Below are 13,182 nucleotides of genomic sequence, written 5' to 3'. Positions count from 1 at the left end.
GATCTATCTTTGCCGCGCGACGGGACTGCCAGTGGTCGGAGCGGAACGGATCGGAACGGACAGGACATATGAGTGACGCGGTGGATGCGATCGTCGGCCAGTGGGCGGCGGAGAGCCCCGACCTCGCGGGGGAGCTGTGGCCCATCGAGGTGGTGGCGCGGATCCAGCGCGTGAACCGGGTCGTCGAGAAGCAGCTCAAGGCCTTCGTGACCGAACACGATCTGGAACCGGGCGAGCTGGACGTCCTCAGCACCCTGCGCCGGTCGGGCCCGCCGTACGCGCTGACCGCGGGCTCGCTCGTCCCGGCGGCGATGGTCACCTCCGGCGCGATCAGCAACCGCATCGCCCGTATGGAGGCGAAGGGCCTGGTCGAACGCGTCCGCGACGGCAAGGACCGGCGCGCGGTCCGCATCCGCCTGACCGCGGCGGGCCATGCGCTCACGGAGACCCTGATGGCCGCCCACCTCCGCCACTTCGAGGAACTCCTGGCCCCCCTCGACCGGGCCGCATGCGCCACCCTGGCCGCCTCCCTCCGCACCCTCCTGGAAGCCCACGGCGACACCCCCTGACCAAGCCCCCTCCACCCTGCCGCCCGCCCCCGGCGGGGTCGGCACGGGCCGCGGCGGCAGGGCACCGCACCCGCGCGCGGGGGCGACGCGCCCCGAAACCCGGTGCCGCCCCCTGCAGGGCCAGGCAGAATTGGCGGGTGCGGTATCGAATCCTCGGCGTCACCGAGGCACATGACGAGACCGGCGCCCCCCTCCCCATCGGCGGCGCCCGCCTGCGCGCACTCCTCGCGGCCCTCGCCCTGCGCGCCGGCCGCCCCGCCTCCGTCGCGGACCTCGTCGACGACGTCTGGGGCGACGCCCCGCCCCAGGACGCCCCCGCCGCCCTCCAGGCCCTCGTCGCCCGCCTCCGCCGCGCCCTCGGCGGCCGGGACGCCATCGCCGCCGACCCCGCCGGCGGCTACCGCCTCGCGGCCGCCCGCGACGACGTCGACCTGCACCGCTTCACCCGGCTGGCAGCCCAGGGCGGCCAGGAACTGGCCGAGGACCCGGCCGCCGCGGCCCGCACCCTGCGCACCGCCCTCGGACTGTGGCGCGGATCCGCCCTCGCCGACCTTCCCGAGCCCGCCCGCAGCGCCCATGCCGCCGCCGCCGAGGCCCGCCGGCTCGGCGTACTGCGCTCGCGCATCGAGGCGGACCTGCGCAGCGGGGGCACCGCCCCCGCCGGTCTCCTGCCGGACATCGAGGCGCTGATCCAGGAGCATCCGTACGACGAAACGCTCCGCGCGCAGCAGCTCCGCGCGCTCCGCGCCGCCGGTCGTCCGGCCGACGCACTCGCGGCCTACGAGGATGCCCGCCGCACCCTGGCCGACGCCCTCGGCGCGGACCCCGGCCCCGAACTCACGGCCCTGCACGCCGAACTCCTCGAGCCGCACCGCCCCGAGCCCCCGCAGTCACGGCCCCGCGGCAATCTGCGGCCCCGCCTCACCTCCTTCGTCGGCCGCGAGCCCGAACTGGCCGGCCTGCGCCAGGACCTGGCCCGCCTGCGCCTGGTCACCCTCACCGGCCCCGGCGGTTCCGGGAAGACCCGTCTCGCCGAGCACGCGGCCGCCGCCCACCCCGAGGCCTGGATCGTCGAGCTCGCGCGGCTCGACCACCCCGCCGCCGTCCCCGGCGCCGTCCTCAGCGCCCTCGGCCTGCGCGAGAACTCCCTGGTGGCCCGGGACAGCACGGCCGTCGCGGACCCGGAGACCCAGCTCGTCGAGCACTGCGCGCACCGCAGCCTCCTCCTCGTCCTCGACAACTGCGAGCACGTCATCGGCGCCGCCGCCGAACTCGCCGAACTCCTCCTCACCCACTGCCCCGGCGTACGGATCCTGGCCACCAGCCGCGAGCCCCTCGGCGTGCCCGGCGAGACCCTCCGCCCCGTGGAACCCCTGCCGCCCGACCACGCCCACCGCCTCTTCGCCGAGCGCGGCGCATCGTCCCGCCCCGGGTTCCGGGCCGACGAGGACCCGGCCGCGGTCGCCGAGATCTGCACCCGCCTCGACGGTCTTCCCCTCGCCATCGAGCTCGCCGCCGCCCGACTGCGGCTGCTCACCCCGCGTCAGATCGCCGACCGCCTCGACGACCGTTTCCGCCTCCTCACCAGCGGCGCCCGCACGGTCCTTCCCCGCCAGCAGACCCTGCTGGCCGTCGTGGACTGGTCGTGGGAGCTGCTGGACGAGCCCGAGCGCGCGGTCCTGCGCCGGCTCTCCGTCTTCGCCGGCGGCTGGGACCTCGCCGCCGCGGAAGCCGTCTGCGCGGACCTCCCGTACGGGACCGCGGACGTACTCGGCTCCCTCGTCGACAAGTCCCTCGTCCTCGCGGAACCGGAGGCGACCACCCCCGGCATGCGCTACCGCATGCTGGAAACCATCCACGAGTACGCCGCCGAGCGCGCCGCCGCCCACCCCGACGACGCCCGCGCCGCCGCCCGCAGGCACGCCGCCCACTACCTCGCCCTCGCCGAGGAAGCCGAACCCCTGATCCGGTCCGGCGCCCAGCTGCCCTGGATCCGGCGCATCGAGACCGAGCTCGACAACCTCCGTGCCGCCCTCCACACCACGGGCGTCGAAGACCCCGACGCCGATGCCGCGCAGCGCCTGGTCCTGGCCCTCGGCTGGTTCTGGTGGCTGCGCAACTACCGCACCGAAGGCGCCGAGTGGACCGCGCTGGTGCTCGCCCTCACCCCCGTGGAACCGCCCGAGGGCTCACCCGCGTACTGGTCCTTCATGCGCCTCCAGGTCCTCGGCATGTTCCTGGTCGCGGAGAGCAGCGGCTCGGAACGGTTCCGCACGCCCGAGTACCAGGACCTCGCCGTGCGCATCAAGGAGGCCTTCCAGCACGGCGACACACCCGAGGCCACCACCTTCCCCGGAATGCTCTGGCCGGCGACCGTCTTCCTCACGGGGGACGTCCTGGAGTTCCACGCCATCCTCGACGAGTCGGTGGCCAACTGCCGCCGCCACGGCGGCGACTGGGAGCTCGGCATCACCCTCATGCTCCGCACCCACGTGGCCATCGACGTCACCGGCGGCCTGCCCGGCGTCGACGCGGACCTCGCCGAGCTGCACGAGATAGCCCGCCGCGTCGGCGACCGCTGGATCCGGGCCCAGATCGCCAGCGCCGCCGGCGAGGCCGCCATCTCGCGCGGCCGGTACGACACCGCGCGCGCCGAGTACGAGGAGTGCCTGCGCCTCGCCCGCGAGGTCGGCGCCCACGTCGAGGCGCCCTTCGCCATCGCCCGGATCGCGGAGGCCAGCTACTGCGTCGGCGACTTCGACGGTGCGGAGAGGCTCCTGGCGGAAGCCGACGCCGAGGCCGACCGGCACGGCGGGGTGTACGACGTCAGCAGCTTCGCCCGGCTCCTCTCGGCCCTGCTCGCCATGCAGCGCGGCGACCACGCCCGGGCGTGGAGCGAGTGCAGGCGGGCCCGCACCGAGGCCGCACGGATCCAGGTGCCCGCCCAGTTCACCGCCGGGCTGGACACCGTCGAGGCCGTCCTCACCGCCCAGGACCACGGGCCGGAGGCCGGTCTGGCACTGGTGGGTCCCGCCTTTGCCGCAGCCGTGGACGCCTACTGCGCCGAGCGGTTCCTGGCCGGGATGGCGGAGGCCGCGGCCGTGATGCTGGCCGACGCCGACCGGCCGGCGGAGGCGGTGCACGCCCTGGCCGCGGCCACCGCCTGGCGGGCGGGCCATCCGCGTTCGGTGCCCGAGGAAGCGGCCGTGGCCGGGCTCCCGGCCCGCATCATCGCCGTGCTCGGTGCGGGCCGCTACGCGCAGGAGGAGGCCGCCGGCGCGGCGCTCTCCCCGGGCGCTCTGCTCACGGCGCTCACCGGCAGCTGATCACGGCGTCGGCCCAGCTGGCGAGGGTCGGCAGCCGCCCCGGTCCGGCCCGCTCCACCACCAGCCGCAGCGAGGAACGGCCGGTCAGCGGGACGTCCACGGACGCGGGCGCATCCCCGTACCCGAGGACCCCCGACTGCCACAGCCGCTGCCCGTCGCCGTACACGGAGAACCGCACCTCGCCGTCGGTGAGCGCCGACAGGGCGTCCACCCCGACCTTGGCGGAGAACGCCGTGCACTGGCGGTTGAGGGTGATCTGCACCGAGGAGTGGGAGTTCACGGTGATCCCGTGCTCGAACCGCCGGCCGCCCACCCGCAGCCCCGAGCGCTGCCACACCCAGCTGCTGTGCCAGGTCTGCAACTCCGGGCTTTCGTGGTCCCCGTACGAGGCGTGGGCGAGCCGCGCCAGCGCGAAGCTCCCCGGCTTCGGCGGTGCCGGAGGTCTGCTCGGGGGCGGCGTGGGCGAAGGCCGCTCCCGGCTCGGCGAAGGAGAGGGGGATGCGGGCGCGGAGGGCGTCGGCTGCGCCGGAACCACCGCACCCGGCGCCGGCGCCGACGGCGTCGGCTTCGCACTCGGCTTCGCAGGTACGGGGCCCTGCGCGGCCGGGGTCGGCTCCGCCGGGGGAGAGGGCGTCGGCGCGGCCGGGGAGTCCGGTACCGCCGGAGCCGTGACGCCAGGCGCGGGCTTCGCCCGGGCCTGCGGCTCGGCATCCTCCCCGGTCAGCGCGAACACCACTCCGGCGGCCGCGGCCACCGCTATCCCGGCGGCGATGGCGGCCTTGGCGGGCAGCCCGAGCCCCTCGGAAGCCAGGGCCCCACCGGCCCCCGACCCGGCCCCGCCCGCAGCCCCCGCCCCGCCCGCACCCGCAGCCCCTGCAGCCGCCCCGGCCCCGGTCCCGGCCGTCGACCCGCCGACGGCGGCCGCCGCGGCCCCGGCCCCGCCCGCGGCGACGGCCCCACCAGCCACGACCCCGGCGGCCTTGGCCGCGTACCCGGCGGCGAACCACCCGATGACCGCCACCGGAAGCAGCGCGGGGATGCCCGCGTTGACGTCCTTGAGCTCACCGGCGGCCAGCCGGCACTTCGCGCACTCCTCCAGGTGCTTGCGCAGCCCGCGCTCCGCCCGCATCCGCAGCCCGCCGCGGGCATAGGCGCCCAGCCGGTCCGCGTACCGTGCGCAGTCGCCGCCCTCGCTCAGCGCCGAACTCACATGGGCCTGCAGATACGCCTGCTTGAGCCCCTCCCGTGCCCGACTGGCCAGCACCGCCGTCGCGTTCGCGCTCAGCCCGAACAGCGGCGCGATCGCACTCGGCGAAGCCTCCTCGACGGTGGTGTGCCACAGCACGGCCTGCCACCGCTCCGGCAGGCTCCGGAAGGCCTGCATGGCCAGGGACCGCTCGGCCTCGTGCATCGCCCGGACGTCCGCGCCCAGTTCGAGCGTGTCGTCGCCGGACAGCCCCGACAGCCCGGCGCCGCCCTCGGTACCGCCACCCGGCGCAGCCTGCTCGGCGAAGACCGCGAAGTCCTCGACGAGCTGCTCCCGTTTGGCGGTCTTCGCCCAGGCGGCAGCGACCCTGCGCACGGTGGTCAGCAGATAGGCCCGCACCGACTGGTCCGGCCCGGCCCCGCCCCGCACCGCCTGCAGCGTCCGCGCGAACACCTCGGCGGTCAGGTCCTCGGCCGTGTGACCGTCCCGGCAGCAGGTCCGCGCATAGCGCCGTACGGAATCCGCGTGACGGCGGAACAGTTCCGCGTAGGCACCGTCGTCACCGCCGCGCATCCGGGCGATCAAGTCACCGTCGGAGGGCGGGAGCTCGCCCTCCAGCCCGCCCGGTTCGCGCTGGGCCGGGACCTGCCGCGCGGGCAGACCGCCCGCTGCGACGTCGCCTCCGGCGGCGCCGAGCGGCTCTCCCGACCCGTCACCGTTCATTTCGGACGCCCCCGAAAGACACACTCAACCGGTACACCGGTGAAGCGTGTCACACGGGGGGCGCGCGCCGGACCCGTCTGCACACCATCCACCCGTCCGGGCACATTTCAGCGGCCCGGTGACAAACCCTCACGGACGCCGGCCCGAAAGTGTCACCGCGGCGGTTGGTGAACCAACGCGTCCGGCCCGCGAGCCGTCCGATCGCCGAGCCGTCCGGCCCTCAGGCGGTCCGGCCCTCAACCCGTCCGGCCCTCACGCCGTCCGGGAGCGCAGCCCTTCGAGCAGGATGTCGAGCAGCCGCGTCGAAGCCGCCGCCTGCTGCGCCGGGTCGGGCAGCGCCGGCGCCGCCGTCGCTATGACCAGCAGCACATCGGCCACGGTGACGTCACCGCGCAGCTCACCGGCCTCCCGGGCGCGCTCCACGAGCTGTCCGACGACCTCCAGCAGCGCACCCGCGCCGGCGTCGTCCGAAGGCTCGTCCTCGGCCGCGATGCGCGCGGCCACGACCCGTGCCTCCGGAGCCGCAGCAGCGGCCGTCTCGGCGGCCTGGCGCTGGTGCGGAACCCGCACCCCCTCGGCCTCCTCGACCTCGTCCTCGCTCGCCGAGCCGACCCGCAGCACCTGCGGCGGCAGCAGCCGCCCGGCGCCCGAGGCCACGGAGGTGCGCAGGAAGCGGGAGAGCGCCTGCCACGGCTCCTCCTCCTGGCCCAGCGCCGTCCGGGCCTGCTCCGTCAGCCGGGCGGTCTCCTCCTCGGCTATGCGCCGGACCAGCACGTCCTTGCTGGGGAAGCGCCGGTACACGGTGCCGACGCCGACACGTGCACGCCGGGCCACGTCCTCCATCGGAGCCCCGTACCCCAGCTCGCCGAAGACCTCACGGGCCGCTCGCAGCACGTGCTCCAGGTTGCGCTGGGCGTCGACGCGCAGCGGAGTCGACCGGCCCACGCCGTGCGTGGTGGCCCCGTTCGCGAGCGCGCGACCGTTGCTGCTCTCGACCGAAAGTGCGGTCGCAGAACCATGGAAATCGGAAATGTTCATATGTATCCCCCGGTAATCATTTGTCTCCCCCCGGAGACACTCCCCGCCTTCACGTCGAGGTGGGCCACGGTCTCAGGCCCGGTCGTACTCACTCGACGAGATACGAACATAGTTGAGCCAGAGTCAATTCAGAAGAGGCAGCCCCGGACGGAGCACCGCCCGATCGGAGCATTCGCCCTCACTTTTTCCTCACGCACTCCCGGAATCTCTCATTCCGCACCCTCTGACCTGCGCAGTTGCACCCCTGCCCGAGGTCCGCTTCCACCCCGCCCCGACGTCGCCGCCGGTCACACAATTTGTCGGGGCTGTGGACAAACTCCCGGCCACGTTGCGTCATGGGATGGTGAAGGCTGCTAACTCGCGGGGCACGGCCCCCGGTACCCCGCCCCGCACGCGCATCCTGATCGTCGGCGGCGGCTACGTAGGCATGTACACGGCGCTCCGGCTCCAGAGAAAGCTGAGATCCGGCGAAGCCGAGGTCACGGTGGTCACTCCCGAGCCCTACATGACGTACCAGCCCTTCCTCCCGGAGGCGGCCGCCGGCTCGATCTCCCCGCGCCACGTCGTGGTCCCGCTGCGCCGCGTCCTCCCGCACTGCCGCATCGTCATCGGCGAGGCCCGCCACATCGACCACGCCAAGCGCACCGCGACCGTCGCCACCCTCGCCACCCAGGACGAGGGGACCGGCCCGGTCGAGATGGAGTACGACGAACTCGTCCTCGCCCCCGGCTCGATCTCCCGCACCCTGCCCATCCCGGGCCTCGCCGACTACGCCATCGGCTTCAAGGCGGTCGAAGAGGCCATCGGCCTGCGCAACCACGTCATCGAGCAGATGGACATCGCCTCCTCCACCCGCGACCCCGCCCTCCGCGACGCCGCCCTCACCTTCGTCTTCGTCGGCGGCGGCTACGCGGGCGTCGAGGCCCTCGCCGAGCTGGAGGACATGGCCCGCTACGCGGCGCGGTACTACCACAACATCAAGCCCGAGGACATGAAGTGGGTGCTGGTCGAGGCCAGCGACCGCATCCTGCCCGAGGTGGGCCCCGACATGGGCGTCTACACCATCCGCGAACTGCGCCGCCGCAACATCGACCTGCGCCTCGAGACCCGGCTCGAGTCCTGCGAGAACCGCGTCGCCGTCCTCAGCGACGGCGCCCGCTTCCCCACCCGCACCGTCGTGTGGACCGCGGGCGTCAAACCGCACCCGATCCTCGCCGCCTCCGACCTGCCCAGGAACGAGCGCGGCCGGCTGGCCTGCACCTCCTTCCTCACCGTCAAGGGGGTCGAGCACGCCTGGGCGGCCGGCGACGCCGCCGCCGTCCCCGACATCACGGCGCCCGAGCCCGGCCGCGAATGCGCCCCCAACGCCCAGCACGCGGTCCGCCAGGCCAAGCTCCTCGCCGACAACCTGGTCGCCGCCCTGCGCGGCGAGGTCCTCACCGAGTACGCCCACAAGTACGCCGGCTCCGTCGCCTCCCTGGGCCTCCACAAGGGCGTCGCCCACGTCTACGGCCGCAAGCTCAAGGGCTACCCGGCCTGGCTCATGCACCGCACGTACCACCTCAGCCGCGTCCCCACGTTCAACCGGAAAATGCGCGTCCTCGCCGAATGGACCCTCTCCGGCCTCTTCAAGCGCGAGATCGTCTCCCTGGGTTCGCTAGAACACCCCAGGGCAGAATTCGAACTGGCCGCAGGCGGCGGCCCCAAGGACCCACCCCCGAAGCCCGGCCCCACACCCCCGAAGGACAGCCAGAGCTGACGTTGTCAGTGCGGTCGGCCACACTGGACGTGTGACCATAGGTGGGCTCACACCTGCACAGAGTGACATCGTCCAGCCAGCGACCGACCACCCGACGAGCGACACAGCGACCACTTGCGACACCACGAGGCCTGAACGCAGTGAACTTCACGCGCTGGAGCGCCCGGTTTCCCGGAACGCAGCGCCGCGCCGCCGCGCGGACCGAACACGCCGCCGCTCAGGCCGCAGCCCAGGCCAAGAGGGGTGAAGGATCGGTCCCGGCCGCCCGCGGCGGCCGCGCCGACCCCGGAGCCGACCGCTCCGCGCCCACCGTGGACGGCGGCCCCGCCGACCCCACGGTCTCCGGCACCGGCTCCACCCCCGCCCGGCGTACGGGCGTCCCCGCCGCGGTGCCCTCGCTCGACGAGCTGTCGGTCAGCGAGGTCATCGGCCGGCTCCCGGCGCTGGTCGCACTCGTCCACGGACCCGAGCACCACGTCGCGTACGTCAACGACGCCTACACCGCCGGCTTCGGCGCCCGCATCCCCGGCGCCCCCGCCCACGAGGCCCTCCCCGAGCTGGGCGAGCTCGGCCTCCTCCCGCTCCTCGACCAGGTCCAGCGCAGCGGCAAGCCCCGTACCGCCAAGAACCGCACCGCACCCGGCGGCACCAGCACGTACACGGTCACCTGCACCCCGGTCGACTTCCCCAAGGCCGAGAGCGGCAGCGAGGCGGAAGCCCACACCGGCGTCCTGATCCACCTCGCCGACGTCACCGACCACGCCGAAGCCGTCGAGCGGCTGCGCGCAAGCGAGCGCCGCCAGCGCGAGGCCGCCGTCACCCTCCAGCGCTCCCTCCTCCCGCAGGAGCTGGAGCAGCCCGACGACCTGCGCGTCGCCGCCACCTACCAGCCCGGCGGCACGGAGGCGGCCGTCGGCGGCGACTGGTACGACGTCATCACCCTCGGCGCCGGCCGCACCGCCCTGGTCATCGGCGACGTCATGGGCCGGGGCGTCCGCGCGGCCGCCGTCATGGGCCAGCTCCGCACCGCCGTCCGCGCGTACGCCCGCCTCGACCTCCCGCCCCACGAGGTCCTCCAGCTCCTCGACGGGCTCGCCGCCGAGATCGACGCCAGCCAGATCGCCACCTGCGTCTACGCCGTCCACGACCCCAACGAGGGCCTGCTCGCGTACGCCTCCGCCGGCCACCTCCCCATCCTGGTCCGGGACGAGGACGGCACCGTACGCAGAGCCGCCGACCCCACCGGCCCGCCGCTCGGCACCGGCGGCTGGCTGCACACCTCGGGCACCATCCCCCTCGGCCCCGGCTCCACCGCCGTCCTCTACACCGACGGCCTGGTGGAACGCCGAGGCGAGGACATCGACGAAGGCGTCGCCGCCCTGGAACGCGCCCTCGCCGGCGCCCAGGGCACCCCCGCCGTCATCTGCGACCGCCTGATGCGCGCCCTCGGCGTGGACGCGGACCACGACGACGACGTCGCCGTGTTGGTCCTCCAGCAGCCCGCCCGCACCGGCCACGACGCCGAGCTCTTCCACAACGCCGTCCTGGAACTCCTCGGAGGCATCGAGGCGGCCCCGCGCGCCCGCGCCTTCGCCCAGGGGGTCCTCGCCTCCTGGCGCTTCCCTGTGGAGCTGTGCGACCTCGGCGTCCTCGCGGCCAGCGAGCTCGTCGCGAACTCCCTCCAGCACGGCACCCCGCCGATGCGCCTGCGCCTGCGCCGCACCGACCGCCGCCTGATCATCGAGGTCACCGACGGCGACGACCACCTCCCGCGCCGCCGCCGCGCCGAACCGGCCGACGAGACGGGCCGCGGCATCTCCATCGTCGCCACCATCGCCTCGGCCTGGGGCTCCCGCCGCACCCCGGGCGGCGGCAAGGCCGTCTGGTGCGAGTTCGCCCTGCCGGACAAGTAGCCGGACAGGCGAAAGGCCCCGGTCCACGAGGACTGGGGCCTTCACACATCCCTGCGCACGCCTACACGCGCGCAACCTCCGAGCCGGCCGCCCTGTCGGCGCCGGCGGGAGCGACGGCAGGCCCGCCCTGGGCCACGACCTTGCTCATCACCAGCGACGGGTTGTCCTGCTCCGGGCTCAGCTGCCTGCCGAGCCGCAGCGCCAGCCCGGCGATCCCGAGCGAGACCAGGACGAAGATCCCGATGTAGAGCATCGGCACGCCCGCACCGAGCGGCACTCCGAGCGGCCCGAGCGCCAGCGCCATCTGCTTGACCAGCGCGAAGGCCGAGTTGTACTGCCCGACCGACCCCTCCGGAGCCAGGTCGGCCACCAGCGGCGCGACGGTCGGCGACAGCATGGCCTCGCCGATGCCGAAGAGCGCGTACGTGGTGATGAACGCGGCCGCGGCCATCATCGCGCTGCCGTGGCCCAGCCCCGAGAACCCGGCGATGACCCACGCCACGGTCCAGATCAGCCCCACCAGCGCGATCACCCGCGACCGGCGCCGCTTCTCGACCAGCCGCAGCACCACGAACTGCGCCAGCACGATCGCACCGGTGTTGGCGGCCAGCGCGAACCCGAGCGTCGAGGGGGAGATGCCGGCGGCCTCGGTACCGAAGGCGGCCAGACCCGACTCGAACTGTCCGTAGCAGGCGAAGAAGAGCACGAAGCCCAGCAGGCACAGCTGCATCATGGCCTTGTGCCGGAGCATCCGCTTCCAGCCGCCGCCTCCCTGTGCCGGGGCCTTCGGGCGGGCGTCCTTGAAGCCCGGCGCCTGCGGCATCCGCACGGTGGCGATGACCGCGGCCAGCACCAGGAACATCACGGCCTCGATGCCGAACAGCAGGATGAAGCTGTCAGGCCGGTCCTTGTCGACGATCAGACCGCCGATGAGCCCGCCGATGCCGAGCCCCAGGTTCTGCATGAAGAACTGCAGCGCGAAGGACCGGGTCCGGGTGGCCGGCGTGGAGCACCACACGATCATCGTGGCCAGCGCCGGCTGCATCACGGCCTGCCCGGCACCCAGCGTCAGGGCCGACAGCAGGATGGGCACGATGCCCGTGGACAGCCCGAGCGAGATCGCACCCACCGAGGCGGCCGCGGCGGCGGCCATGACCACGGGGACGGGACCACGTCGGTCGATGACCCGACCGGTGAAGGGCAGCGCGAGCAGAGCTCCCAGGGCGAACGCCACGAACGCACTCGTGGCGGCCATGGAGCCCAGACCTCGCACCTGCGCCACATAGATGTAGAGGTACGGAACCGTGAAGCCGATGCCGAACGCGGTCAACGCGTTCCCGGCCTGGATCCGCCGCATCGCAGCGCCCATCACCTTGGTCACTTCTCACCTGCCTTGTAACTGAAGACCGAAAGACTTCATCTCTAAACTTCAAGCCTTAACTCTACACATCGAAGGAGTTAGACGCCAACGAGCTCGTGCGATACTTCGACCCATGGGTGACACCCCCGACGGCACCGCGCCCGTCCACGAGCCGAGCCTCGACGAGCAGATCGCCGTCTACCAGCGCGAGTTCCAGGACCTCGACCCGCAGGTCGAGAAGGTCGTATCGGCTCTCAGCCGCCTCAACCGCCGCATGAACGTCGCGTACGGACGCCAGACGGCAGCCCTGGGCATTAGCAACGCGGAGTGGGAGGTCCTCAAGGCCCTCGTCATCTCCGGCGCCCCCTACCGGATGGGCCCGAGCGAGCTGGCCAAGCAGCTGGGCCTCACGCCGGCGGCGATGACCCACCGGATCGACCGCATGACGGCGGAGGGTCTGGTCACCCGCGAGCGGGACGAGTCCAACCGCGTCCGCGTGATCGTGGAGCTCACGGACGAGGGCCGCAGCAAGTGGCTGGACGCGATGCGCGCGGCCACGGTCTTCGAGGAGGACCTCCTCCAGGACCTCTCCACCGCGGAACGCGGGCTCCTGGGCGACATGCTCACGCGCCTGCTGGACCGTGTGGAGGACCTCCAGTCCCCCAGCTGAGCCGGGGTTGACACGGCCCCTGCAGATCCGTAAGGTTCTTCGAGTTGTCCCAGAGCCGGAAGGTTTTGGCGGCAACGAATCCCGCCGCCTTGTTGCGGCACCCAACTCTGCACGACCTCCCACCGGGAACGCATTCGGCATGCCCGAATGAATTTCCGAAGGCCGATTATGAATCGTCCGGGAAATCCACTAGAGTTCTGGGAGTCGGAAGGGCCCAACAGCCCGGAAGGCAAAGCCCGCTGACTGGGAGTCAGGCCCGAAAGAGTCTGATAGAGTCGGAAACGCAAGACAGCAGAACGAAAGCCCGGAGGAAAGCCCGAGAGGGTGAGTACAAAGGAAGCGTCCGTTCCTTGAGAACTCAACAGCGTGCCAAAAATCAACGCCAGAAGTTGATACCCCGTCCACTCCGGTGGATGAGGTTCCTTTGAAAAAGACCTGTGAGGTCGCCTTCGGGTGATGCTTGCAGGCAACAAACACAGCGAGGACGTTGTGGTCAGTCGGTCTTATTCCGACCAAGACTGACCCGCTCTTTCGTGTGTGTGAACCGGATTACCGGTAAACATTCATGGAGAGTTTGATCCTGGCTCAGGACGAACGCTGGCGGCGTGCTTAACACA

At 73.0% G+C, this 13,182-nt stretch carries 8 protein-coding genes; 5 read left to right on the top strand and 3 right to left on the bottom strand.

Translation table 11 applies throughout. The features are described 5' to 3' along the window. The first annotated feature begins 68 nt into the window (after nt 1-68). Together ACIGFK_RS06840 and ACIGFK_RS06835 are read left to right on the top strand one after the other, a co-directional pair. On the top strand, nt 69-569 hold the full coding sequence (locus tag ACIGFK_RS06840) for a MarR family winged helix-turn-helix transcriptional regulator (RefSeq protein WP_376659426.1): 501 nt from the start codon (nt 69-71) through the stop codon (nt 567-569). A 137-nt stretch (nt 570-706) separates the two neighbouring features. Continuing rightward, nucleotides 707-3,895: an ATP-binding protein gene (locus ACIGFK_RS06835; protein WP_400050847.1), complete on the top strand. Its 3,189-nt coding sequence runs from the start codon at nt 707-709 to the stop codon at nt 3,893-3,895. Here the strand turns inward: ACIGFK_RS06835 and ACIGFK_RS06830 are convergent. Beyond that, nucleotides 3,882-5,825: a sigma-70 family RNA polymerase sigma factor gene (locus ACIGFK_RS06830; protein ID WP_386472815.1), complete on the bottom strand. Its 1,944-nt coding sequence runs from the start codon at nt 5,823-5,825 to the stop codon at nt 3,882-3,884. The genes ACIGFK_RS06835 and ACIGFK_RS06830 overlap by 14 nt on opposite strands. Nucleotides 5,826-6,077: 252 nt before the next feature. Beyond that, nucleotides 6,078-6,863 (bottom strand): TetR/AcrR family transcriptional regulator, encoded by a 786-nt coding sequence (locus tag ACIGFK_RS06825; RefSeq protein WP_376659423.1) that lies wholly within the window; start codon nt 6,861-6,863, stop codon nt 6,078-6,080. A 340-nt stretch (nt 6,864-7,203) separates the two neighbouring features. Between ACIGFK_RS06825 and ACIGFK_RS06820 the strand changes: the two genes are divergently transcribed. Together ACIGFK_RS06820 and ACIGFK_RS06815 are read left to right on the top strand one after the other, a co-directional pair. Continuing rightward, nucleotides 7,204-8,622 carry an NAD(P)/FAD-dependent oxidoreductase gene (locus tag ACIGFK_RS06820; protein ID WP_376659422.1) on the top strand — a complete coding sequence of 473 codons (1,419 nt, stop codon included), beginning with the start codon at nt 7,204-7,206 and terminating at the stop codon, nt 8,620-8,622. A gap of 140 nt (nt 8,623-8,762) precedes the next feature. Further along, nucleotides 8,763-10,535, top strand: a complete 1,773-nt coding sequence (locus ACIGFK_RS06815; protein ID WP_376659421.1) for a SpoIIE family protein phosphatase — start codon at nt 8,763-8,765, stop codon at nt 10,533-10,535. A gap of 61 nt (nt 10,536-10,596) precedes the next feature. Here ACIGFK_RS06815 and ACIGFK_RS06810 read toward each other — a convergent pair whose 3' ends face one another. Further along, nucleotides 10,597-11,904, bottom strand: coding sequence for an MFS transporter (locus tag ACIGFK_RS06810; protein WP_376659434.1), 1,308 nt, complete (start codon nt 11,902-11,904; stop codon nt 10,597-10,599). 124 nt (nt 11,905-12,028) lie between these two features. Between ACIGFK_RS06810 and ACIGFK_RS06805 the strand changes: the two genes are divergently transcribed. Further along, complete coding sequence (locus ACIGFK_RS06805) at nt 12,029-12,565, top strand: MarR family winged helix-turn-helix transcriptional regulator (protein WP_376659420.1); 537 nt, start codon at nt 12,029-12,031, stop codon at nt 12,563-12,565. Nucleotides 12,566-13,182 lie beyond the last annotated feature (617 nt).

It is taken from the genome of Streptomyces sp. NPDC085524 (assembly GCF_044541755.1).
In the GTDB taxonomy this organism is placed as follows: Bacteria; Actinomycetota; Actinomycetes; order Streptomycetales; family Streptomycetaceae; genus Streptomyces.
The sequence above is the reverse complement of the archived record's forward strand: the minus strand, read 5'-3'. Positions and strand labels throughout refer to the sequence as shown.